Below are 22,806 nucleotides of genomic sequence, written 5' to 3'. Positions count from 1 at the left end.
GACAATCAAACAACAATGCTTCAAGTAAAAAATATATCTTTTGGGTACCATAAAACAACCGTTTTAGAAAACATTAGCTTTACAGTTAATCAAGGTGACGTATTGGCTGTTGTTGGAGAAAGTGGTTCAGGAAAAAGTACCTTACTTAAACTACTTTATGGAGCATATGATTTAGAAAAAGGGCAACTTTTTTGGAAGGATAAAGAAATACTAGGCCCCAAATTCAATTTAATTACGGGACCTGATTATATGAAATTTCTAACTCAAGAATTTGACCTAATGCCGGCTACTACTGTTGAAAAAAACATTGGCGAATTCCTTTCTAATTTTTACTTGAAAGAAAAAAAACGACGTACAGATGAACTGATTAAGGTTGTAGAATTAGAAGACTTTGCCAAAACCAAGGTTCGATTTTTAAGTGGCGGACAAAAACAACGTGTGGCATTAGCAAAAGCATTGGCCAATCAGCCAGAAATATTGTTACTCGACGAACCTTTTAGTCATATTGATAATTTCAGAAAACGTAGTTTACGAAGAAATCTGTTTGCACATTTAAAAGAAAATAACATCACTGCCATCGTAGCTACTCACGACCAAGAAGATGTTCTACCATATGCAGATAACATGATGGTAATACATGAAGGTAAAAAAGTGGAGATGGATACACCTCAGCGATTATTTAAGAATCCGAAAAACAAACTTACAGCATCTTTCTTTGCTGAATTCAATGAGTTTAAACTTTCAGAACTTACAGATTCAAATACAAATGACATCATTTTAGTTTACACACACGAACTTAAACTTACAGAAAATTCAAAATTAAAAGCCGTCGTAAAAAAATCTTATTTTAAGGTAAATCATTTTTTAATTGAAGCGGAATTTAATGAGCGGAATATTTATTTTGAACATGATACTAAGCTAGATAAAAATGAAAATGTTTATTTAGAAATTCAAGAAAGTATTATCAATAAACGACTATAGTATTTTTTTTTAATTCTCCTCCTTTTAAAATGAGGAGTGGATTTATGTGTGCGATAGCAAAACATAAAGACGAGGTGGTTAAGACCCCTCCGTCCAACAACACCATTGCAAGCTATTAAAATTCTAACAGGACACCTCCCCTTGAATTAAGGGGAGGAGCTTATTTCATGACTAATTAGACAACCTTTTCAATTACCACATTACCATTAAACTCAAAAGTATCTCCTATTTTTTTACCCAACAACATTTTCCCAATTGGTGAAGCTACAGAAACAGCATAATACGCCTTGTTCTCTATTTTAAATTCACCAGCACTTATGGCTAAAAAATAATTGTGTTTATTGGTAAACACCAAACTACCTAGCTTGATAATCTCTGATGTATCGTTTATTAAAACTCTATCCAAAATCATTTTCATTTGGTCGATAACGGCGAGTTGTTGTCCCGCCTTTTCCATTTCTAATTGCAACATAGCTCTACCCGTTTCATGCTTATCACCAGCACTACTTTTGGTTTCAGAATGCAGTGCTTTTTGATTCGACGAAATGATTTCCTTTACCGTATTTTCACGTTTTAACACATAGCTTTGACAAGCCTCAAATAATTGTTTTTTGATCATATTTAATTTACAAAAGCATAAGCACCATACAACCCATGATGTGATATTGAAATTGATGTTCTTTCAACATAACCTGGCTTAATTGAAGCTGAAAGGTTTAAGTTGCCTTGTCGATACTTGACGAATGGAATTCCATTATTATCTTTTTCTATGTTCACTTTAGTTACTGGAACTTTAAATTGATTTGCAACAGCTAATTTTAGATTTTCATAAGTTGTATTGTGCTGAACGTCATAGGTATCATTTTTAAGTCTAAAAAAATCAGTTGTAATTGATTCATCCTTATTTAATGTCGCCAACGTATGAATATTTTCTCTTGATATTGTTGATGATGTATAGTAGGTAATTCCATTAATACAAACGGTATTCTGAATAGCATTTAGCTCACATTTAAATTCCTTCGGTGCAAAAAAACGTGTATTATATTGCCGACTATAGATTTTATAAGCACTTTCTTTCATACTCCACAGTAACCAAACTGTAGTAAAAGAACCTGCTGTTTCACTAATAATTAACTGTTCTTTTGGCGTAAACACCTTCTCTAAAAAGCCTTTTCGTTTCCAGTTACTTTGGCTTTTTGCCAAGTTTAAATCAACCACATCATTACCAATCATTTTTCAGCCAATTTAGTTTCTATAATAGCCATTGCTGATTTTACCGATAGCATTTTTTCCATGGCTTCATTGTCAATTTCTATGTCAAACTCATCCTCTACATCTAAAATAACATCTACTAAATTAGCAGAATTAATTTTTAAATCATTTATAAAATCGGTATCCTCATTTAAATTTTCAAAAGCAGCTTCATCTTGAATATAAGGCTTTACAATTTTTTTTAAAGATTTTATAAGTTCGTTTTTATCCATTTTGTTATTGTTAATTATTAGTCTCAAATTTCTTAAAAAGGACACAGGCATTGACATCTCCAAATCCGAAACTCGCTTTCGCTATCAAATTTAATTCTTTTTGAATATGTTGCTTTATAATTTTTTCGGTATTAATTAATTTTAAAACTTCTGGATGCACATCATCACAATTGATCGTTGGGGCAATAAAACCTTCTTTCAATTGAATTATAGACGCCACACTTTCTATAGCTCCGGCTGCCGCTAAACAATGGCCAATCATCGATTTAGTGGATTGGATAAAAGGAAAACTATTCCCCTCTCTTTTTAATGCCATAACCCAATTTTCAATTTCATCTGGATCTTTAATTGTTGCGGTTAAATGTCCGTTAATTAAGTCAATATCATTCGTATTTACATTCGCATCAGCAATTGCATCTGTAATGCAACGCTGGACTGCCTCTGCGTTTGGTGCCGTCATTGTACCTCCATTACGTTGTCCACCAGAATTAATAGCACCTCCTAAAACTTCACCATATATCGTAGCATTCCTTTCCAAAGCACTTTCCAACGATTCTAATAACAAAGCTCCTGCCCCACTTCCTGGCACAAAACCTGAAGCTGATGCGCTCATAGGCCGAGAACCTTGTGTTGGACTTTCATTATGCTTATAAGTCATAACACGCATAGCGTCAAAGCCACCCCAAAGGTATGGACCATGATCACTACAACTGCCCACTAACATACGTTTCGCTTTTCCATTTTTAATTCGCTCAAAACCCATCAAAATAGCTTCTGTACCTGTTGAACATGCTGAAGAATTAGTACTCACTTGATTACCTAACCCTAACATACCACCAAGATACGCACTAACACCGCTCGCCATTGTTTGAGCAACCACTGTACTGCCTAAACGCCGTACCTGTTTATCATCTAGTTTGTAAATAGCTTCTCTAAATTTTTCTACTCCCGAAGTGCCTGTTCCGAAAATGGTTCCACTATCAAAATCCACATTTTCATCGTCCATTGATAACCCAGCATCTTTCCAAGCATCAATTGCTGCTATGCATCCATATAAAATCCCAGAACTATTAAAATTCCGTAATTGTAAATCGGAAAAATATTCTGATTTTTTTTCTTCCGAAATAGTAGGAATTCCACCGATACAGCAAGAAAAATTCAACGTTGATAATTCTTGATGAAACCTAATTCCAGATACCCCATTTTTTATGGCATTGGTAAAATCAGCAATACCTACCCCATTAGGAGCAACAACACCAAGACCAGTTATAACAACACGTTTTTTCATTTTATCATACCTGAAATAGAGCCTCTACAAACCAATTCATTAGAAGCATTTAACATTTTGACTTTACATTTCAATTTATTAAATCTAAAATATTCTTTCTCTGAAATCACGATAACTTTATCATTAGGATACACTGGAAGATAAAAATCAACAGCCTGAGATGTCAACGCTATTTTAGGTTTATTGTCTACAGAAATATGGTTACCCATCAAGTGAATCCCTAAACAAACGACACCAATCTGAGCCATGGTTTCGGTTAAAATAACTCCCGGTGTTATGGGGTTGTCTTTAAAATGACCTTTATAGAAATATTCATCGTTTTTAAAGGTGTAATTCCCTTCAATTCCATTATCAGAAACCGTAACAAGCTCATCAACAAACAAAAAAGGATGCTGGTATGGCAGGTTCAATATAATTTCTTCTGAAGTCATAGATTAGTTTTCATTTGACATAAATAGCTCTTGAGCTTTCGCCTTGTTTATAGAATTATCTGTTATTTTTAAAAAATAATTTAGTTGCCATTTTTGTGTTCGTATGGCTTGTTTGTTTACAGCTACATCCCAAGGTGGGTAAACCCTAAAACCTCGCTTACCTTCTTTAACATTAGTAGACACTATTCCTTTTAAAACAAGTACTGACTTCGGAAAAACAAACTGTCCTATTTCATTTTCATTTACCGTAAAAATAATCACCAAATCAAAATCATCATCAATATGAAATGGAGCTATCGGGCCTTTTACTTCTCTTTTCCATAAGGTAACAAACTGCCCCACTTTTGTTGGTGTAATTTTCGCCTTTCTATACAGTACTATTTTTTCATTAATTGAAAATCGGCATGCCCAATAATCTTTACTTTCTTCTTCAAATTCAGGATTGGTAAATTCGAATTTCTCTGGAATTAATTCTTGAATTAAAGAAAGTTGTTCTTTTATATTTTTATTCATTTGTTCAACTCAATTATCCCTCAGACTATTTAATATAGACTTAAAAAACAGCAAATTAGTTTTTCAGTAATAGCTTAAATTCAATTTCTTTATCTTCTTTAATTATAAAATTATAAATACTTGAGGTTTTGCGGTCTATAATCTATCAACTTAAACGCTCACCACCATCTACGGGTATTATACAACCATTAATCCACTTTGCTTCGTCTTTACATAATAAGTATACTACATTGGCCACATCTTCTGGTGTTGTTAAACGCTTAAATGGGCTTCGTAATAACGTATGCTCTTTTATCTTTTCACTTCCTGGAATTGCCCTTAATGATGCCGTATCTGTAACTCCGGCTTGTATACAATTTGCTTTAATCCCAAATGGAGCAAATTCTAATGCTATATTTCTGGTTATGGCTTCTAGAGCCGTTTTGGCTGCAGAAACCGCTGCATAATTTGGCCATGGTTTCGAATTTCCTTCACTTGTAAAACTTATTATTCTACTGTCTTCTGCAAATAAATCAACATCAAATAGAGCTTTTGTCCAATCAAATAAACTAAATGCCATCGCATCCAAAGTCAAGTGAAAATCGTCATTTTTTAAGGTAGGTTTATCATAAGCAACCATCGGTTTTAAGTTCCCTTTGGCAACACTGTGCACCATCACTTTTACTTTTCCAATATCACCTAATTTAGTAATAATCTTATCGATAATCTCGGTTCTTGAGGCAAGCTTAAAAGCATCTTCATTAAAATCAAGCAACGCTACACCCTGTTGTTGTATTATTGAAAATTCTTTTTCAATTTGAGGCATTTCTGAACGTCTGTTTCTATGAACAATTACAATATTAAGTCCATGTTTTGCTAGTTTTTTAGCAGTTGCTAAGCCTAGGCCACTAGAACCTCCTAAAATCAATGCCCATTCGTTATGTTGAAATTCTTTTACCATTTTAATAAAACTCTTTGTGCTGAAAAACCTGGACCAAAACTCAACATTAATCCAATATCGCCTTTTGGTAATTTCTTATCCATAAATCGTTCTAATACATATAAAACGGTTGCACTAGACATATTTCCATATTGTTTCAATACATCTTTTGTATCATCTATGTTTTTACCTAATGTGCCAAATAATTCTTCAACGGTTTGTACTATTTTTTTTCCTCCAGGGTGAAAAATAAGATGATCTACATCTTCTATCTTTATTTTATTTCTTTCTAAAAACGGATGGACAATAGCCGGAAAATGATTGGCAATTGTTTCCGGAACAGATTTGTCTAAAATCATTTGCAGACCTGAATTCCGCAATTTAAAACCCATCATTTTTTCGGCGTCATAAAAATGATACATGGCATCATCTAAAATTTCTGGACCTTCTTCATTTTCATAAGAAGATAAGATAACAGAAGCTGCTCCGTCTCCAAAAATAGCAGCACTCACAATATTAACCATAGAATAATCGTCTAGCTGAAAAGTAGCTGTTGGCGATTCAACTGCGATAACTGCTGCTCGCTTATTTGGATTGGCTTTTAAAAAGTTCTTCGCATAAATAATACCTGAAACTCCTGCGGCACATCCCATTTCTGTTACTGGTAACCGAACAATATCTTGACGCATTTTTAAACGATTAATTAAATATGCATCTAAAGAAGGAATCATTATGCCCGTACAACTGACAGTAATTATAAAATCTATATCCTCAGCATTTAATTTCGCTTTATCCAATGATTTTTGCAATGCAGATTCTGCTAATTTGATAGACTCTCTACTATAAATATCATTCTTTTCTTCAAACGATGAATTTAAAAAAACTTCATGAGCATCCATAATGGAATAGCGTTTATCTACGCCTGCATTTTCAAACAACTTTATTACTTTTCGTTGAAAACGTTCCTCTTGACCAGTTAACCAAGTTTTTATATATGGTAAAATCTCCTTGGTAGTTCTCGTATATTGTGGTAGTTGTTTTGCAACTGCTGTTATTTTTACACTCATTTATTTTTGAATTATCCACTGAAAACGAAAAGCCCATTTCCAACTAATTTCACTTTTAACATTCAATTCATTAGACATTTTCTCCAACTCTTTTCTTTTAAACCCACGTAAAACAGAAGTGAGTCCATCTTGTTTCACCATATGGTTTTTTATAAACAAACCCAATCCTTTAAATAAATAATAGGCCATTTTATGACGGTGTAAATCATTTACAAGAATTCCTAATTTTGCCGTTTTTAGCAGCTCTGAAAGCAATGTTATTAATTGCTCTTTTTTAAAATGATGCAAAAACAACGTTGCCAACACTAAATCATATGTTAACAACTTGAATTCTTCAGAAAAAATATCTTGTTGAAGATACATAATTTCAGGATAATCTACAGATAATTTTTGAGCATACTCAATTGCACATGCATTGGCATCGACCCCAATGAGTTTAAAATTAAAATGATTCTTTTTAAGATATTCTGCAACAATTCGTAACATATCACCATTACCACAACCTAAATCAATTATAGTTAGTGGTTTGTGTTTTGGATACTTTTTAAGTACAGTTTTTAAACCACTTAACGTAACGCTATTTCCCCCCAACCATTTGTTGATATTGGCTAACTGATCTAAGGTATTTTCAAGTATAGCACCGTCAATAGAAAAATCATCCATAATTTCTATGGCATCAGTTCTGTATTTTGTATTTATAAAAAAGCTCATTCTACATTAAGGGGTTTACCATGCGTTTGTTTTATAATTTTAGGTAATAAACTTGGAAAGCTTTGCAGACCATATAACATCAATTCAGAAAATGCTTGCATCCTAAATAATTTAGCAATGAAATGTCCTGTTTTTAATCGTGACTTAAATTCTTCATTCCATTTTTTTTCATAATTTTTTTCTAGTACTTGTCTAGACATTTTATTATCAAAAAAATCAATGATCAATTCAGATGCAATCTTAGCTCCATGAATAGCCATGCTCATACCATTTCCGCACAATGGATGAATCATACCCGCAGTATCACCACACATAATGATATGGTTATCTACTGGATTTTTTGATGAAAATGAAACTTGACTTATCGTTAAAGGCTTTTCAAAAACGGAAATAGAATTTTCAAAAATTTCCTTTAAGTGCGTATTATTATAAAGGACTTTTTGTTGAAAGTCATCAATGTTTTTATACTTTTTAAAGGCTTTATAATTCGTAATATAGCACAAATTAATGTGATTATTTTCTACTTTTGACACACCACAATACCCTCCTTTAAAATTGTGAAGTGCTACCAAATCGTCTGGAAAATCACCTTTTACATGTGTTTTTACCGCCAAATAAGGAGAATCATTTTTTATAAAAGCTCTTTTTAATTGCACATCAATCGCAGAGCGTTTCCCATAAGCACCAATAACCACTTTAGAAATATATTTCTTTTGTGTTTTTGTAAAAACAGAGAATTCATCGTTTTGAAAGGAAATATCAACAACAGCATCTTTACTAATTTTTACGCCATTTTTAATAGCTTTTTCTGCCAACAAATGATCTAAAGTATATCTACTTATTCCGAAGCCACCTAGCGGTAATGTAGTTTTTATTAACTTACTATCTACGGTGCTAATTGCGAATTTTGTGATTTTCTTTGCTCCAAAGTTTAATGGATCAATTCCCAAAAAACTTAAATAAGGCAAGACCTCATTAGATATGTATTCACCACAGACTTTATGTTTAGGATACTCATTTTTTTCAATGACTGTTACATGAATTCCCAGCTTTGAAAGGTGAATGGCACTGACCAACCCCGCCAATCCTCCACCAACAATGATTACCTCTTTTTTGTGGTCCATACCTATTTGTTACCCGTGTAATTTATTTGAATTTTAACAATGTCTGATAGTACCCAACTACTCGTTCCAACCTCATAATCTAATCGGTTAATGGAAAAACTTGATTTTATAGCAATGGAATTTGCTGATTCAATTATTTCTAATGGAATTACAATTGTTTTCGTTGTTTTCTTAATCGTTAAACTTGCAGTTAATAAATATTTATTAGATGCTTTTCTTTCTATTTTTTTTGAACTTAATTTTATAAAAGGAAAAGTTTCAGCTTCAAAATAATCCGCTGTGAGCAGGTGTTTATCTCTTTTTTTTATATCTGTATCTATTGAAGTCACATTAATAACTCCTTTGATATAACTATTTTCTAAATCATTTGATTTAAAATTAGTCGCAATTTTGACATCACTAAAAAATCCATCAACATTAAACCCCATGTTTTTTATCTTAAAATCTACCGAAGCAGAATTTTGAGTGAGTTCTTGTGATGATACACTAAACACTGACAAACAAAAAACAATAATTAATTTAAGTTTCATAATTCATAATTTATTCCATTAGTGATGCTAATTCCTTACCTACCAAAAAACCGATAGCAATACCCATTCCGCCGAGTCGAACACCGCAAGCTACATGATTACTAATGGGGTTCACTATTGCTTTTTTCTGATTACCAACGCCCATAATTCCACTCCACTTGTGATCAATTTCAAACTTTATATTCGGTAAAATTATAGTCGATAAGATTTCTTTTAGTTTATTCTGTATTACTTCTGTTTCTCCAAACTGGGTCGTTTCTTCCGTATTAAAATCTAAGTTTCTTCCTCCACCAAGTAAAATTCTATCATTAATATTTCTAAAGTAAAAATAGCCCTTATCTAAGTGAAAAGTACCTCTAATAGATAAATCTTTAATTGGTTTGGTAATTAGCACTTGTGCTCTTGCAGGCTTAACTTCTAAGTTAAGCAATTGGTTGGCAAAACCGTTAGTAGCGATTAATAATTTTTTAGTCGCAAACTCTCCAATATTTGTTTTTATGGTAACACTGTTTACGGCTTCTATGTAACTTTCAACGTTGCAACTATTCAGTATTTTAATACCCTTAGACTGAACTTTTCGGAGTAATTCTGACATCATTTTACCCGTATCAATTTGCCCTTCAAAAGGATTAAAAGCAAGCTTTTTATTTACTTTTAAAAAATGGAACGCATCATCATTAAAGGAAAAAACGTCTTTTTTAAAAATAGCATGCAAAAGACCATTTACTTTATCTTTATTTGAATAACATTCATCAAAAACATTATTATCATTAAATAATTCATATCCCCCTAATTGCTGATAATCGAGTGCTTTATCACCCACTATTTTTCTAAGTAAGGTTAATCCTTCCCATCGTTTTTGAACCAAATTATAAACTTCTTGTTCTGTATGCGATTTTAAATCGTCAATAATTTCAGACAAACTTCCAAAACAAGCGAAGCCCGCATTTTTCGTACTTGCACCATAAGGCAACATGCCCCTTTCCAAAATAAGAATAGTTGCTTTTGGATGTTTTTCATTTAAAAACAAGGCCGTACTTAAACCGACAATACCACTGCCCACAATGGTAAAGTCCACATTTGTAAACCACGATTTTATTTCCCAGTAGCTTAAGTTCATTTTTTAAAGATAAGGTAATTATTAGAATTCTAAACCCCTCCACCTTCGGCATACTGAAACAAGTTCAGCACAGGCTGTCCCCTTTAAAAAAGAGGAGAAATCAACGGAGCATTACCAATTAAAATTTCTATTTTAGTGAAAATTTTAAATCAAATGGATAAAAACAGATGTACTTGGTGCGGTAATGACCCTTTATATATGGCGTACCATGATGAAGAATGGGGCGTACCTGTTTATGACGATGCTAAATTATTTGAATTTCTAGTATTGGAAACATTTCAAGCGGGATTAAGTTGGATAACAATTCTTAAAAAGCGAGAAAATTTCAGGGTAGCATTTGACAATTTTGATTATAAAAAAATAGCGAACTATGGTGAAGACAAATATGAGTCTTTACTTCAAGATGCTGGAATTATTAGAAACAAACTAAAAATAAGAGCCACTATTTCTAATGCACAAGCCTATATGGAAATTCAGAAAGAATTCGGTTCTTTTTCAGATTACATTTGGGAATTCACCAATGGAAAACCTATAAAAAACAAACACAAAAGTATGTCTGATGTTCCTGCAACAACTGATTTATCAGATAAACTATCTAAAGATCTAAAAAAACGCGGATTCAAATTTGTTGGCAGTACCGTTATCTATGCAAACATGCAAGCCACAGGTATGGTAAACGATCATGTTGCAGATTGTTTTAGATATAACGAAGTATAAACTTCATTAAATATCTTCTGGCACTTCCTTAATTGGAACAAAAATTTCAGTAACTAAATCGGCTGGGTTTGGTATATTTAAAGGATTATTTATATATACCTCTAAAGACGGCCACTCTTCAAGTGGTATAAGAGCTTTATCTGTTATATACTTGTACGTTGCATCCCACGCTTTTTTTGAGTTTTTATAATCTCCTTTCAACACTGTCTTTACCGCACTAAAAGGCTTTAACATTCCTGTTAATATATCACTCCCTTTATCGGTAATTACTTTTTCAGTTACCGGCACCGCACATGAAAACATAACCGCATCATTTTCTTCATCAAACTTATGATATAATGTAAAAGGTGGCCCTGCCATGGTTATATTATTCTTTTTAGCATATTCAGCCACTTTTGGCATCATCATTTCCTTCTTTTCAGACAATTCCTCAATTTTACACGAAGTCGTATTATACAAGTAATATCCACCACCATGTGTAGTGGTTCCTTTTACCGAAACACTATACTTTTGCATTTCTGCATTTACCACACTGTCTAATTTTGAAAGACCAAGTTCATAATCAGGACCAATTTGCTCGTCCATGCCACCCATAAATGCCATATAGGCTTTAGACATAAAATCTAAATCACCTTTCATACCCCAAGTAACCTCGGTTCCATTATCGACTTTATTAAATTTCCAATACACATTTGAAGTAGACTCCCAAGGTGTAATAAAAGTAATTTTCTGGCCAATACTATCCTTTTGAACTGACAAGGTTTCCATACTGCCTTCTCCGGTTATGTCTCCCTTCCAAGCATAAGAAGCTCCAACGCCACTTGTTTTATCTCCATAAGTCAATTTTGCTTCTGGATCTTTCCCTAACCAAGGTGACCAGCTAGGCCATGTTTTGTATTCATTTACCACATTAAAAACTACTACATCGGGTGCTTGAATAACTTTGGTTCGCTCAACGCTATAACTATTTTCGAGGGTGGCTATATAAATTGATCCTGCTACTACTAATAAAAGTAACAATAAAAATACATACTTTAGAGCTTTCATTCTTTACTATTTGGAGTTAATGACTGATTTAAACGGATTCTTTTCTATAAAAATAGGTCTTTTTAATATAAATGCAAAACAGTCCAATCTCGTTCTATACAAATGTAAGGTTTTATAGCTATTTTGCCTATTTTTGTATAAATATATAAATCTATAGCTGATATGAAAATCAAATATTTTTTAAACCTACTTTTACTTACCGCTTTTTTATGGTCTTGTGATAAAAAAGATGAAAATAAGACCGAAGATGTTGCTGTTACCGATGCGGAAGAATTTAAAACTGAAGTTGAACAATTTGCTGATATTAAGATTTTAAGGTATGAAATTCCTGGTTTTGAAGCCCTGACTTTAAAAGAGAAGAAATTGGTGTATTATTTAAGTCAAGCGGGATTGGCGGGTCGTGATATAATGTGGGATCAAAACTATCGCTATAACCTACCCATTAGAAATGCTTTAGAAAACATTTACACGGCATATAAAGGAGATAAATCTACTGAAGATTGGAAAAATTTTGAAGTTTATTTAAAACGGGTTTGGTTTGCTAATGGTATTCATCATCATTATTCAACCACGAAAATGAAGCCTAGTTTTTCAAAAACCTATTTTGAAGGATTATTAAAGGAAACCAACACTACACTTGACGCTGAAATAATCGATGTATTATTTAATGACAAAGATTCTAAAAAAGTCAATCTATCTAAAGATGCTGATATCGTTTTAGAATCTGCCGTTAATTTCTACGGACCAGATGTAACTACACAAGATGTAGAAAATTTTTATAGTGCCATTAAAGTTGATGAAACAAAACCTATCGAAAAAGGATTAAACACTAGATTGGTAAAAGAAAATGGGAAATTAGTTGAACACGTATATAAATCAGGTGGATTATACGGTGCAGCTATAGACGAAATTATAAAATGGTTAACAAAAGCTCAAGAGGTTGCCGAAAATGAAAATCAAGGAAATGCCTTAGGACTGTTGATTGAATTTTATAAAACAGGTGATATCCATACTTGGGATGAATATGCCATTGCTTGGGTAACATCTACCGAAGGTAATATTGATTGGATTAATGGGTTTATAGAAGTATATAACGACCCTAAAGGTTATAAAGGTTCTTACGAAAGTATTGTACAATTGAAGGATTTTGAAATGTCTAAAAAAATGTCCGTATTATCTGGAAACGCTCAATGGTTTGAAGATAATTCTCCGTTAATGGATCAACATAAAAAGAAAAATGTTGTTGGTGTTTCATATAAAACAGTGAATGTTGCCGCAGAAGCAGGTGACGCTTCACCAAGCACGCCTATTGGTGTTAACTTACCAAATAACAATTGGATTAGACAAGAACATGGTAGTAAATCAGTTTCATTAGGAAATATTATTGCGGCTTATAACAGTGCCGGTGGTACTGACAGACTTAAAGAATTTGCTTACGATGAAGAAGAAATTAAATTAGAAGAAGAATATGGTAAGCAAGCTGATAAATTACATACTGCATTGCACGAGGTTGTTGGACATGCTTCTGGACAAATCAATAAAGGAGTAGGGACTCCAAAAGAAACCTTGAAGTCCTATAAATCTACTATTGAAGAGGGCCGTGCAGACTTAGTGGGACTTTATTATTTATACAATTCAAAAATTCAGGAAATAGGTCTTGTTGACAACTGGGAAAACATAGGTAAAGCGGCTTATGATGGCTATATCAGAAACGGATTACTTACCCAATTGGTAAGACTTAATTTAGGTGATGATGTTGAAGAAGCACATATGAGAAACAGACAATGGGTTTCGGCTTGGGCTTTTGAGCAAGGTAAAAAAGACAACGTTATTGAAAAAATAGAAAAAGATGGTAAGACATACTATAACATTAATGATTATGCCAAATTAAGAGAAATTTTTGGTAAATTGTTAAGAGAAACACAACGTATTACTTCTGAAGGTGATTATGAGGCTGCTAAAAACTTAGTAGAAAATTATGGTGTAAAAGTTGACCAAGATATTCATAAAGAAATTTTAGAACGTAATAGCCAGTTTAAATCTGCTCCATACAGTGGCTTTGTTAATCCTGTTTTAGTACCTGTAACCGATAAAGAGGGTGAAATTACAGATGTAAAAGTTACACAGCCTGAAAGTTTTGCAGGACAAATGTTAGAGTATGCAAAATCTTACGAGTTTCTAAAATAACAGTATAAAATTAAAAATCACTTTATGACTAAAGCTTTATAAATGACAGGTGTTGTAACAAAATCAACGGGAAGTTGGTATTCGGTAAGGGTTGATGACGACACGGTTATTGATTGTAGGATTAAAGGAAAATTCCGTTTAAGCGGTATAAAAAGTACAAATCCCGTTACGGTAGGAGATGTGGTTGATTTCGATATGGAAGCTGATGATGAAAATGGTATTATCAATAAAATCCATAAACGAAAGAATTATATTATTCGAAAATCGGTTAATCTATCGAAGCAAACACATATTATTGCTGCAAATATTGATCAAGTTTTTTTATTAGTAACCATAGATAATCCACCCACATCTACCTCGTTTATAGATCGCTTTTTGGCTACCGCCGAAGCCTACTCAATACCCGCGGTAATTTTATTTAATAAAATTGATTTGTACAGTAAGGCATTATTGGCAAAAAAACAAGCAATTGAAAAAACCTATAGAGATATTGGTTATGAATGTTTAGATGTATCTGCTACTGAAAAAATAAATATTGATAAGTTAAAAATATTGATGAAGGATAAGGTGAGTATGTTTTCAGGACATTCAGGTGTTGGTAAATCAACCTTAATCAATGCTGTTTTTCCTGAATTAGATTTAAAAACTGCCAAAATATCAACACAGCATAAACAAGGACAACACACTACAACATTTGCAGAAATGTTTGTACTTCCTTTTGGCGGATATATAATTGACACCCCTGGAATTAAAGGTTTTGGCGTGGTTGACTTTGAAAAACATGAAATTGGTGATTATTTTCCTGAATTTTTTGCCATAAAACAACATTGTAAATTTAACAACTGCTTGCACCTAAACGAACCTGATTGTGCCATTAAAAAGGCCGTTGAAAATGCAGAAATTGCCGAATCTAGATACGTAAGCTATCTGCAATTATTAGAAGGCGAAAATGAAAATTATCGGATTGACGACTGGAGCTAAAAATTAGTTGTTAGTCTTCAGTAACAGTTGGCAGTAGCAGTTTAAAATTAAATTTCAAATTAAGGGTCTTAATAACATTAAAGAGATTGCCACGTAGTGTATAAAATTACTACAAATTGATGGTAATTCGTTTACACTCCTCGCAATGACACTAACTTCAAACTAATTGCGTTTCACTTCTATTTACCTTTCTACATTTTCTACCTTCCATATTATAAAAATCCGTGAAAATTTGTGAAATTTGTGTCTTGTCTAGTCTTGTGGATAAATCAACCCTACGTCACACCTAACTTCGTCTAAGATAGAGATCAACTCCATGCTGTTTTTATGTGACCAATTTTTGCTTTCAATTTGATTGTTGTTCAAACACTTATGGCATTCCATTATCTCATGCGAGAATCCAATACCTTTTGTTGGCAATTCAAACACTTCTTCTTTTCCGTTTTTAACCAACGTAAAACCTTGTGCAACATGCCATTGGTCATGGATATAAATTTCACCTTCAGAACCACTAATACGAGCAATCATTTTAGCGTTTGACATAAAACCACTGTACAATATGGCTTGTGCATTTTCATAATGAAAAATCATGGAAGATTGAACATCGCACTTTGTAACTTCATTAAAAAGAGATTTTGCCAAAATCTCTTTTGGTTTACCCAATAAAGCATACGTTAAAAAGGCAGGGTAAATACCTATATCTAATAATGCTCCACCTCCTAATTTCAAATCAAAAACTCTACTATCTAATGAATGGTTTGATTTAAAAGAAAAATCAGCATTTATGAATTTTATATCGCCAATTTCACCACTATCAATTATTTTTTTTATGGCAACAAACGTTGGGTTAAACCGTGTCCATAAACCTTCCATAAAGAAAAGTCCCTTTTCTTTAGACATAGCAATCATTTTCGCAGCTTCCACCTTATTAATAGCTAACGGTTTTTCACTTAATACATGTTTATTATGCTGCATCGCTTTTAAGCTCAATTCACAATGTGACATATGCGGTGTGGCTATGTAAACAATATCTACATCAGCATCTAAAAACAACTCGTCATAACTATCATAACATTTTTTCGAATGATGTTTTTTACCGAAATTTTGTGATTTCTCAAGACTTCGAGATGCTACTGCTTGCAGCTCAGCATCCTCAATTAGAGCCAAATCACTCGCAAATTTATTAGCTATGTTTCCACAACCTATAATGCCCCATTTTATTTTTACTTTATCCATAATCTTTATAAAAGAACAATATTACGAAAAGTATTATTATATTTAAAATTTTAAACCACCCAAAACTACTTATGACAGATTACGGTTTCCTATCCATTTTACCCCCAGTATTAGCCATTATTTTAGCCTTAAAAACCAAACAAGTATATGTATCCTTGGTGTTAGGCATTTGGTTATCATGGCTTATCATGAGCGATTGGAACTTTTTAGAAGGTACTTTGGCTACATTAGAAGGTTTTGTAAATGTTTTTAAATCGGAAGGAAATACCAGAACCATAATGTTTAGTGCCTTAGTCGGTGCTTTATTACTTTTTATTCAATACTCTCGTGGTGTTGAAGGTTTTGTGAATCAGTTAAATAAACTCATTGTTTATTTTGAAAATAAACAAAGTGGGTATAGCCGTGTAGTGGTTCAATTATTGGCTTTCCTTACGGGAATGGCTCTTTTTGTTGAAACCAGTATTAGTTCGTTAACCGTAGGTACTATTTATCGTCCCGTTTTTGATAAACTTAAAATTCCCCGTGAAAAATTAGCGTATATAGCAGATTCTAGTTCTGCTCCATCCTCAATTTTAATCCCCTTTAATGCTTGGGGAGCCTTTATTATGGGCTTATTATTAACTCAAGGAATAGATAATCCTTTCGGCGTATTAATGTCTTCTATAAAGTATAATTTTTACCCAATTATAGCCTTGCTTTTAGTTGTTGTTGTTATAGTATCTAAAAAAGATTTTGGACCTATGGCTAAAGCTGAAAAACGAACGCGTGATACCGGAAAACTACTAAATGATGGATCTAAACCAATGATATCTGAGGCCGTAACATCTTATGAGCCTAAAGAAGGTATCCCTGCTAGGGCTTTCAATATGATTGTTCCTTTGGTAACAATGGTTATTATGATGCCTGTTTGGTTGGCATATACGGGATGGAATAATGTTACAGATGCCACCTCTTGGTTTAATCATTTTGTAACGTCATTAGGTGAAGGCTCAGGGTCTTCTTCTGTACTTTATGCGGTAACTACTTCTATTGTTGTGGGTATGATTTTATACCGCTCGCAAGGCATAATGCGAAGTAGAGAAATGGTAGACCTCATTTTAAAAGGAATTAGTGAATTAATGCCTTTGGCGTTGTTAATGTTATTAGCATTTGCCATTGGAGATGCATGTAAGGCATTGGGCACAGGACAGTTTGTTGCCAATTGGTCTAAAGACTGGTTATCACCTGAATTTTTACCTGCCATTGTTTTTATTATAAGTTCTTTTATAGCCTTTTCCACAGGTACCTCGTGGGGAACATTTGCTATAATGTTGGCTATTTCTATCCCCATGGCAAATTTACACGGATCTGATGTTACCTTAGTCGTTGCTGCAACATTAGGTGGCGGTATTTTTGGTGATCACTGCTCCCCTATTTCAGACACCTCCATAATTTCCTCCATGGCATCAGCCAGTGACCATATTGACCACGTACGAACACAATTACCTTACGCATTAGTTGGCGGTATAATTACGGTGATTTTATATTTGATTTTAGGGTTTACAATGAATTAATTTTTTTTGGACAACGGTATGCTGAACCTATGATATAATAGTAGGACAATTAAATTAGCTCCTTCTGGTATAAATTATAAACTCCAAGTGGTAGTTGTTTTTGCCCAACCAATATATACCCAAGGTTTTCGTAGTATGCAGAAAGCTTCGCATTTGAAGCGTCGCAATCTAATCTTAAATACTGAAAATTATTTTTTTTCGAATTTTCCTCAATATATAGAATAACCTGTTTCCCCAAATTATTACCAGAAAAGGATTTGTCAATAACCAACGAGTGTATATATTTTGACTGATCATTCATTGCTCCCCAATAGCTCAAATCTTCTTCTAAAATTCGAACCATCCCCATAACTGCATCATTCACATTTTTAATGAAGTAGAATTCATTATTTAAAAAGCCATCCTCTACCCATTTAATTTTCTCAACAGGAGGATCTTGCCAATACTTCCATTGACTAATATTCTTCTGCTCCAATGTTTTGGATGCTGATTTCAATAAATCGAAGGCTATTTGTATGTCATGTGGGTGGGCTTGCTTGAGCTTAAAGTTCATTTAATTAGGTCTAAATTTCGTTTTAAAGATAATTGTTTATAACATACAATTACCAGACCTAATAAGTTTTAACCCCGAAGGGTCAGTACTGTGAGGTCTTTCTAGAATTTAACCTACCTTTGCAGGATTAAAACTAAGAAGACAATGCATAAAGCAGGATTTGTAAATATAATCGGTAACCCAAACGTAGGTAAATCTACGTTAATGAACGCCTTTGTAGGTGAACGTTTATCTATCATTACCTCAAAAGCACAGACTACACGTCATCGTATTTTGGGAATTGTTAATGGTGAAGATTTTCAGATACTATTTTCTGATACACCAGGTATAATAAAACCGGCCTACGAATTACAAGCATCCATGATGGACTTTGTTAAATCAGCTTTTGAAGATGCAGATGTGCTTATTTATATGGTTGAAATTGGCGAAAAGGATTTAAAAGACGAAGCTTTTTTCGATAAGATAACCAATGCCAAAATCCCCGTTTTGTTATTGATTAATAAAATTGATACTTCAAAACAGGAAATTTTGGAAGACCAAATGGTCTATTGGCAAGAAAAAGTACCTAACGCTAGGGTGGTGCCGATTTCGGCATTACAGAATTTTAATATTAAGAGCGTACTTGAAAACATTATTGAACTGTTGCCAGAATCTCCAGCATTCTATCCAAAAGATCAATTGACTGATAAACCCGAACGCTTTTTTGTAAACGAAGCTATTAGAGAAAAAATATTAGTACATTATAAAAAGGAAATTCCTTATGCTGTAGAAATTGATACTGAAGAATTCGTTGAAGAACCTAACATCATTAAAATCCGTTCTATTATTATGGTTGAACGTGAGTCTCAAAAAGGGATTATCATTGGTCATAAAGGGGCGGGACTTAAACGTGTGGGCTCAGAAGCCAGAAGAGATTTGGAAAAATTCTTTGGTAAGAAAATTTATCTTGAACTCTATGTTAAAGTAAATAAGGACTGGCGTTCTAATAAAAATCAATTAAAAAGATTTGGGTATAAAGAGTGAGTTTAAATGGCCAGTTCATTTTTTATATTAAGTCTACCTAGTTAATTTCTTCCAAAAATAATAACTTGCAGTTATAATTGGTATAACCACTCCTGAAGTTTATGTAGGGTTACCATATGTTCTAAGGCATTGTAAAGAGCCAACATATGAATGATAAGAAGCAAAAATATTTAGAGCAGTTGTTAATGACAATTGAAGTCCAAAACAGAATAATAACAGACTCTAAAAATTTTGATAGTGCGACTAAGGAAGCATTTATTAATCTTTCAAATCAAATAAAAGAGCTAACAAAAAGTAAACTGACTAAGGTTCAGATGAAATCACTTTCGATTGAACTGCTGACTTTTTGGAAAGAAAGCATTGGACCTGAAGTTGAAATGTTCTGGACTGAATTGAAAGATATAGGTGTTGATTTTGAACGTAGAGATGAACTAAATTTCGCATTACAAAAAGAAAGGTTTCGAAGGGTAGACCAGGAAATTGCTGCTCGAAAACATTGGAACACTATAAAGGTTTTAGGTACGATATCTGACAGATTTTCTTCAAGTGAACTGACCAGAATTAGTAAGATTATTGAAAAGGACGAAAACACCAGACTTGAGATTCTTAAAAAATGTCTTCGAAAAAATTCGATACCACAGACGCAGTATTATAAGTTTGGAGAATGTATGGCGTACTTCGGTCAATGTGAATTGTTTGATTCATATTTCAACAAAAAAGAAGTAAATCAACTTTATGAAATTTGGAGAAATTTTAAAAGTGAATAAATTAATAAAGGCCTTCGACTTATTGTATATTGTATACTCTTTGAATACGCACCATATACAAACTATCAACTTTAACACTAAAAATAAACAATGAAACAGATCGCATTCATTTTATTTTTGATTTTTATAAGCTGTAAAAACGAATCAAAAACTGAACCTCAAAATAAAAAATCAACAGAAACGAATAGTCTTAAAAATTCAAATAATATAATTATCCCCGCTGATGTAGACTTGGCCTTTGAAACTTTTTTTGAATATTTTAATAAGGACTCACTATTTCAAGTAAGTAGAATTGATTTCCCATTGAAAATAATGGAATTGGATTCTGAAAATGACTACGCTGATGTAGAAAAATTAATTGATTTACAAAGTTATCGTATGTTAAATCTCAAGTATGACAGTTCTTTTGAAAAGAGAGCATATGATAAATACACTCAAGAGACTCTATTGAACGGAAATAGTGCCATCGTTAAAATGAGGGGAATAGACAACGGAATTTATACCGACTATGAGTTCAAAAAAAGTGATGGACAATGGAAATTAGAAACTTGGAAAGACTCTTCAACTTAAAAACAGCCAACACTCCAAACTGGCCAAACCCTTTACACAATTGAGTTTTCCAAATACCTCTATATAATAAGGGTAACAAACATAATATTGCAAATTAACGCTACATAAAACATTTTAATGTAAGTAACTAAAAGCCAAGGCTTTTTTACTTGTTTTATTTACATTTTATTTCTACATTTGGTAACTAGTCGCTAAATAAACCCCTACTACCCTAACGACACTTCTGGACAGTACTCTTTTTTTAGCTTCTTAAAATCAATTAAAAATAGTGGTAACTATAATGAATATTATAACTCTCGAGGTATCTAGAGGGGTATACATATGTTACCTGTAAGCAAACAAAACAATAATGAATTATTGAAGTAAAACTTGGAACAATCTTAATAAAAGTAAAAACCATTAACCTTTTAAGTAAATAATTTTGTAACTTTGCAATGAAATTATCGTATAAAAATAACAAACTAGAGAAATCGCTCACTACCGATAAGGGTATAGCAAAGAGTTACGGCAAGTTGGCAAAGAAAGTAAAGTTAAGGATAACTCAGATTAAAAATGCAGATAATTTAGAAGTTATCTCAAAATTACCTGTATTGCGATTACACCAACACATAGGTAAAGGTAAAGGTACTTGGTCAATAGATATTCAAGAAAATTGGAGAATAATATTCGAGATACACCAAGACCCTATACCAACCTTAGAAGATGGTGGAATAGATTTAAAAGCGATAACAATTATAAGTATCGAGTCTATAGAAGACCCCCACTAACTTAAAAAGGAAACAAAATGACTGATTTACAAATTAAAAAATCCTTACTCTCTTGCCCAGGAGATAGTATTCAAGAGCATATTGACCACGTTGGTATGTCACAAGCTGAATTAGCAGAACGATTGGGTAGGTCTGTTCCTAAACTAAATGAGTTAATAAAAGGAAAAGCACCAATAACTAAAGAAACAGCCACCAAATTAGAATATGTACTGGGGGTGCCTGCCAGTTTTTGGCTCAATTTAGAGCGTACCTATCAAGACGAATTATTAGAGATAGAGCAAATGGAACATTTAGAGCAATGTCAAGAATGGGTAGCGTCTTTCCCGTTAGCTAAAATGAAATCTTTTGGTTTACTACCTGATACTCGTAAAAAACCTGAATTAGCAAATGGCTTATTAAAGTTCTTTAGAGTTGCCTCTCCTACGCAATGGTCAGATATTTATAATGGTAGTTCGTTAGCCTTCAAAATAGAGCTGCGACATACAGCAGAACCACAAGCTATTTCTGTTTGGTTACGTTTAGGAGAATTACAAGCAGATAAAATAAAGGTAGCAGCTTTTGATAAAAAAGCATTACGTAATTGTTTAGAACAAATTCAAGACATTTCCTACAAGCATTCAGCCACTTGGTTAGAAGAATTGCAAGCACTTTGTGCATCTTGCGGAGTAGCTTTAGTTTATACACCTTGCATTGCCAAAGCACCAATATATGGAGCTACAAGATGGATAAAAAACAATAGTGTACCTCTTATTCAAATAACCGATAGACAAAAAGATTATAATGCTTTTTGGTTCACGTTATTTCACGAGTTAGGGCATATTTTATACCATGGTAAAAAAGATATTTTTATTGATGGTATAGAAAGTATTAAACCTGATAAAGAAAAGGAAGATGAAGCAGATGCGTTTGCAGCTCGTATGCTATTATCAGAAAAAGAAAGAAACGAGTTGTTTCAATACCCTAACTTTGATAAAGAATTGATTTTACAACTCAGTCAAAAATTTAAAAAACATCCAGGTATTATTGTAGCCCAAGTACAAAGACAATACAATGATTTATATAGAAATGTAAGATTGAATAGCTTAAAAACGAAGGTGGAATTTACCGAATTGTCAATTTAATACAAGAGTAAAATCACTAAAAATAAAAAGATTAGCTCACAACAATGTTTTAACGAATTTACGGCGGATTCGACTACGTCAGAATCCACTCGGAATTGCTAAAGCCTTTGCCAAAT

The 22,806-nt window shown here is 33.0% G+C and carries 25 protein-coding genes; 10 read left to right on the top strand and 15 right to left on the bottom strand.

Going from position 1 to position 22,806, the window contains the following annotated elements:
- The first annotated feature begins 15 nt into the window (after window positions 1-15).
- Window positions 16-981: an ABC transporter ATP-binding protein gene (locus FF125_RS04660; RefSeq protein WP_138948686.1), complete on the top strand. Its 966-nt coding sequence runs from the start codon at window positions 16-18 to the stop codon at window positions 979-981.
- A gap of 175 nt (window positions 982-1,156) precedes the next feature.
- Here FF125_RS04660 and FF125_RS04655 read toward each other — a convergent pair whose 3' ends face one another.
- The 12 genes from FF125_RS04655 to FF125_RS04600 all read right to left on the bottom strand — a co-directional run bounded on the left by FF125_RS04655 (window position 1,157) and on the right by FF125_RS04600 (window position 10,168).
- The gene (locus FF125_RS04655; RefSeq protein WP_138948685.1) at window positions 1,157-1,600 is read right to left on the bottom strand and encodes a GreA/GreB family elongation factor; all 444 of its coding nucleotides are present in this window, start codon (window positions 1,598-1,600) and stop codon (window positions 1,157-1,159) included.
- Between the two features lie 2 nt (window positions 1,601-1,602).
- Window positions 1,603-2,214 (bottom strand): 4'-phosphopantetheinyl transferase family protein, encoded by a 612-nt coding sequence (locus FF125_RS04650; protein ID WP_138948684.1) that lies wholly within the window; start codon window positions 2,212-2,214, stop codon window positions 1,603-1,605.
- Window positions 2,211-2,465: an acyl carrier protein gene (locus tag FF125_RS04645; protein ID WP_138948683.1), complete on the bottom strand. Its 255-nt coding sequence runs from the start codon at window positions 2,463-2,465 to the stop codon at window positions 2,211-2,213. Before FF125_RS04645 ends, FF125_RS04650 begins: the two co-directional genes overlap by 4 nt.
- Window positions 2,466-2,475: 10 nt before the next feature.
- Window positions 2,476-3,753 (bottom strand): beta-ketoacyl-[acyl-carrier-protein] synthase family protein, encoded by a 1,278-nt coding sequence (locus FF125_RS04640; RefSeq protein WP_138948682.1) that lies wholly within the window; start codon window positions 3,751-3,753, stop codon window positions 2,476-2,478.
- Window positions 3,750-4,184, bottom strand: a complete 435-nt coding sequence (locus FF125_RS04635; protein WP_138948681.1) for a 3-hydroxyacyl-ACP dehydratase FabZ family protein — start codon at window positions 4,182-4,184, stop codon at window positions 3,750-3,752. The genes FF125_RS04640 and FF125_RS04635 overlap by 4 nt, the downstream gene beginning before the upstream one ends.
- Before the next feature lie 3 nt (window positions 4,185-4,187).
- Window positions 4,188-4,697, bottom strand: a complete 510-nt coding sequence (locus FF125_RS04630; RefSeq protein WP_138948680.1) for a MepB family protein — start codon at window positions 4,695-4,697, stop codon at window positions 4,188-4,190.
- A gap of 145 nt (window positions 4,698-4,842) precedes the next feature.
- Window positions 4,843-5,637 (bottom strand): enoyl-ACP reductase FabI, encoded by a 795-nt coding sequence (locus FF125_RS04625; RefSeq protein WP_138948679.1) that lies wholly within the window; start codon window positions 5,635-5,637, stop codon window positions 4,843-4,845.
- Window positions 5,631-6,683 (bottom strand): type III polyketide synthase, encoded by a 1,053-nt coding sequence (locus FF125_RS04620; RefSeq protein WP_138948678.1) that lies wholly within the window; start codon window positions 6,681-6,683, stop codon window positions 5,631-5,633. The genes FF125_RS04625 and FF125_RS04620 overlap by 7 nt, the downstream gene beginning before the upstream one ends.
- The gene (locus FF125_RS04615) at window positions 6,684-7,394 is read right to left on the bottom strand and encodes a methyltransferase domain-containing protein (protein WP_138948677.1); all 711 of its coding nucleotides are present in this window, start codon (window positions 7,392-7,394) and stop codon (window positions 6,684-6,686) included.
- On the bottom strand, window positions 7,391-8,518 hold the full coding sequence (locus FF125_RS04610) for an NAD(P)/FAD-dependent oxidoreductase (RefSeq protein ID WP_138948676.1): 1,128 nt from the start codon (window positions 8,516-8,518) through the stop codon (window positions 7,391-7,393). The genes FF125_RS04615 and FF125_RS04610 overlap by 4 nt, the downstream gene beginning before the upstream one ends.
- A gap of 2 nt (window positions 8,519-8,520) precedes the next feature.
- Window positions 8,521-9,048 carry a YceI family protein gene (locus tag FF125_RS04605; protein ID WP_138948675.1) on the bottom strand — a complete coding sequence of 176 codons (528 nt, stop codon included), beginning with the start codon at window positions 9,046-9,048 and terminating at the stop codon, window positions 8,521-8,523.
- Window positions 9,049-9,058: 10 nt separating this feature from the next.
- On the bottom strand, window positions 9,059-10,168 hold the full coding sequence (locus FF125_RS04600) for an NAD(P)/FAD-dependent oxidoreductase (protein WP_138948674.1): 1,110 nt from the start codon (window positions 10,166-10,168) through the stop codon (window positions 9,059-9,061).
- Between the two features lie 153 nt (window positions 10,169-10,321).
- On the opposite strand from FF125_RS04600, the gene FF125_RS04595 reads away from it, so the two are divergent.
- Window positions 10,322-10,885 carry a DNA-3-methyladenine glycosylase I gene (locus FF125_RS04595; protein WP_138952408.1) on the top strand — a complete coding sequence of 188 codons (564 nt, stop codon included), beginning with the start codon at window positions 10,322-10,324 and terminating at the stop codon, window positions 10,883-10,885.
- A 6-nt stretch (window positions 10,886-10,891) separates the two neighbouring features.
- On the opposite strand, the gene FF125_RS04590 is transcribed toward FF125_RS04595, so the two are convergent.
- Window positions 10,892-11,932, bottom strand: a complete 1,041-nt coding sequence (locus FF125_RS04590; protein WP_138948673.1) for an SRPBCC family protein — start codon at window positions 11,930-11,932, stop codon at window positions 10,892-10,894.
- A 162-nt stretch (window positions 11,933-12,094) separates the two neighbouring features.
- On the opposite strand from FF125_RS04590, the gene FF125_RS04585 reads away from it, so the two are divergent.
- Both FF125_RS04585 and rsgA read left to right on the top strand, forming a co-directional pair.
- The gene (locus tag FF125_RS04585; protein ID WP_138948672.1) at window positions 12,095-14,119 is read left to right on the top strand and encodes a dipeptidyl-peptidase 3 family protein; all 2,025 of its coding nucleotides are present in this window, start codon (window positions 12,095-12,097) and stop codon (window positions 14,117-14,119) included.
- A 42-nt stretch (window positions 14,120-14,161) separates the two neighbouring features.
- Entirely contained in the window at window positions 14,162-15,100 is a 939-nt protein-coding gene (rsgA, locus tag FF125_RS04580; protein WP_138948671.1) for a ribosome small subunit-dependent GTPase A, read from the top strand.
- 252 nt (window positions 15,101-15,352) lie between these two features.
- Here the strand turns inward: rsgA and FF125_RS04575 are convergent, their stop codons facing one another.
- Window positions 15,353-16,336 (bottom strand): Gfo/Idh/MocA family protein, encoded by a 984-nt coding sequence (locus FF125_RS04575; protein WP_138948670.1) that lies wholly within the window; start codon window positions 16,334-16,336, stop codon window positions 15,353-15,355.
- Between the two features lie 71 nt (window positions 16,337-16,407).
- On the opposite strand from FF125_RS04575, the gene FF125_RS04570 reads away from it, so the two are divergent.
- Window positions 16,408-17,889, top strand: a complete 1,482-nt coding sequence (locus tag FF125_RS04570; RefSeq protein WP_138948669.1) for a Na+/H+ antiporter NhaC family protein — start codon at window positions 16,408-16,410, stop codon at window positions 17,887-17,889.
- Between the two features lie 49 nt (window positions 17,890-17,938).
- Here FF125_RS04570 and FF125_RS04565 read toward each other — a convergent pair whose 3' ends face one another.
- Window positions 17,939-18,442, bottom strand: coding sequence for a GNAT family N-acetyltransferase (locus tag FF125_RS04565; RefSeq protein WP_138948668.1), 504 nt, complete (start codon window positions 18,440-18,442; stop codon window positions 17,939-17,941).
- A gap of 144 nt (window positions 18,443-18,586) precedes the next feature.
- Here FF125_RS04565 and era point away from each other — a divergent pair, with 144 nt between their 5' ends.
- The 5 genes from era to FF125_RS04540 all read left to right on the top strand — a co-directional run bounded on the left by era (window position 18,587) and on the right by FF125_RS04540 (window position 22,690).
- Window positions 18,587-19,465, top strand: a complete 879-nt coding sequence (gene era / locus FF125_RS04560; protein WP_138948667.1) for a GTPase Era — start codon at window positions 18,587-18,589, stop codon at window positions 19,463-19,465.
- A 146-nt stretch (window positions 19,466-19,611) separates the two neighbouring features.
- Window positions 19,612-20,232: a hypothetical protein gene (locus FF125_RS04555; RefSeq protein WP_138948666.1), complete on the top strand. Its 621-nt coding sequence runs from the start codon at window positions 19,612-19,614 to the stop codon at window positions 20,230-20,232.
- 90 nt (window positions 20,233-20,322) lie between these two features.
- The gene (locus tag FF125_RS04550) at window positions 20,323-20,802 is read left to right on the top strand and encodes a DUF4348 domain-containing protein (protein WP_138948665.1); all 480 of its coding nucleotides are present in this window, start codon (window positions 20,323-20,325) and stop codon (window positions 20,800-20,802) included.
- Between the two features lie 434 nt (window positions 20,803-21,236).
- Window positions 21,237-21,569 carry a type II toxin-antitoxin system RelE/ParE family toxin gene (locus FF125_RS04545; RefSeq protein ID WP_138948664.1) on the top strand — a complete coding sequence of 111 codons (333 nt, stop codon included), beginning with the start codon at window positions 21,237-21,239 and terminating at the stop codon, window positions 21,567-21,569.
- Between the two features lie 17 nt (window positions 21,570-21,586).
- Entirely contained in the window at window positions 21,587-22,690 is a 1,104-nt protein-coding gene (locus FF125_RS04540; protein ID WP_138948663.1) for a HigA family addiction module antitoxin, read from the top strand.
- Window positions 22,691-22,806: the final 116 nt, after the last annotated feature.

Source organism: Aureibaculum algae (assembly GCF_006065315.1).
In the GTDB taxonomy this organism is placed as follows: Bacteria; Bacteroidota; Bacteroidia; order Flavobacteriales; family Flavobacteriaceae; genus Aureibaculum; species Aureibaculum algae.
This window is presented reverse-complemented; position numbering and strand designations above follow the sequence as displayed.

Coding starts and splice junctions, on each gene's coding strand:
- FF125_RS04660 (WP_138948686.1), top strand. CDS start 16: ATGCTTCAAGTAAAAAATATATCTTTTGGGTACCATAAAACAACCGTT.
- FF125_RS04655 (WP_138948685.1), bottom strand. CDS start 1,600: ATGATCAAAAAACAATTATTTGAGGCTTGTCAAAGCTATGTGTTAAAA.
- FF125_RS04650 (WP_138948684.1), bottom strand. CDS start 2,214: ATGATTGGTAATGATGTGGTTGATTTAAACTTGGCAAAAAGCCAAAGT.
- FF125_RS04645 (WP_138948683.1), bottom strand. CDS start 2,465: ATGGATAAAAACGAACTTATAAAATCTTTAAAAAAAATTGTAAAGCCT.
- FF125_RS04640 (WP_138948682.1), bottom strand. CDS start 3,753: ATGAAAAAACGTGTTGTTATAACTGGTCTTGGTGTTGTTGCTCCTAAT.
- FF125_RS04635 (WP_138948681.1), bottom strand. CDS start 4,184: ATGACTTCAGAAGAAATTATATTGAACCTGCCATACCAGCATCCTTTT.
- FF125_RS04630 (WP_138948680.1), bottom strand. CDS start 4,697: ATGAATAAAAATATAAAAGAACAACTTTCTTTAATTCAAGAATTAATT.
- FF125_RS04625 (WP_138948679.1), bottom strand. CDS start 5,637: ATGGTAAAAGAATTTCAACATAACGAATGGGCATTGATTTTAGGAGGT.
- FF125_RS04620 (WP_138948678.1), bottom strand. CDS start 6,683: ATGAGTGTAAAAATAACAGCAGTTGCAAAACAACTACCACAATATACG.
- FF125_RS04615 (WP_138948677.1), bottom strand. CDS start 7,394: ATGAGCTTTTTTATAAATACAAAATACAGAACTGATGCCATAGAAATT.
- FF125_RS04610 (WP_138948676.1), bottom strand. CDS start 8,518: ATGGACCACAAAAAAGAGGTAATCATTGTTGGTGGAGGATTGGCGGGG.
- FF125_RS04605 (WP_138948675.1), bottom strand. CDS start 9,048: ATGAAACTTAAATTAATTATTGTTTTTTGTTTGTCAGTGTTTAGTGTA.
- FF125_RS04600 (WP_138948674.1), bottom strand. CDS start 10,168: ATGAACTTAAGCTACTGGGAAATAAAATCGTGGTTTACAAATGTGGAC.
- FF125_RS04595 (WP_138952408.1), top strand. CDS start 10,322: ATGGATAAAAACAGATGTACTTGGTGCGGTAATGACCCTTTATATATG.
- FF125_RS04590 (WP_138948673.1), bottom strand. CDS start 11,932: ATGAAAGCTCTAAAGTATGTATTTTTATTGTTACTTTTATTAGTAGTA.
- FF125_RS04585 (WP_138948672.1), top strand. CDS start 12,095: ATGAAAATCAAATATTTTTTAAACCTACTTTTACTTACCGCTTTTTTA.
- rsgA (WP_138948671.1), top strand. CDS start 14,162: ATGACAGGTGTTGTAACAAAATCAACGGGAAGTTGGTATTCGGTAAGG.
- FF125_RS04575 (WP_138948670.1), bottom strand. CDS start 16,336: ATGGATAAAGTAAAAATAAAATGGGGCATTATAGGTTGTGGAAACATA.
- FF125_RS04570 (WP_138948669.1), top strand. CDS start 16,408: ATGACAGATTACGGTTTCCTATCCATTTTACCCCCAGTATTAGCCATT.
- FF125_RS04565 (WP_138948668.1), bottom strand. CDS start 18,442: ATGAACTTTAAGCTCAAGCAAGCCCACCCACATGACATACAAATAGCC.
- era (WP_138948667.1), top strand. CDS start 18,587: ATGCATAAAGCAGGATTTGTAAATATAATCGGTAACCCAAACGTAGGT.
- FF125_RS04555 (WP_138948666.1), top strand. CDS start 19,612: ATGAATGATAAGAAGCAAAAATATTTAGAGCAGTTGTTAATGACAATT.
- FF125_RS04550 (WP_138948665.1), top strand. CDS start 20,323: ATGAAACAGATCGCATTCATTTTATTTTTGATTTTTATAAGCTGTAAA.
- FF125_RS04545 (WP_138948664.1), top strand. CDS start 21,237: ATGAAATTATCGTATAAAAATAACAAACTAGAGAAATCGCTCACTACC.
- FF125_RS04540 (WP_138948663.1), top strand. CDS start 21,587: ATGACTGATTTACAAATTAAAAAATCCTTACTCTCTTGCCCAGGAGAT.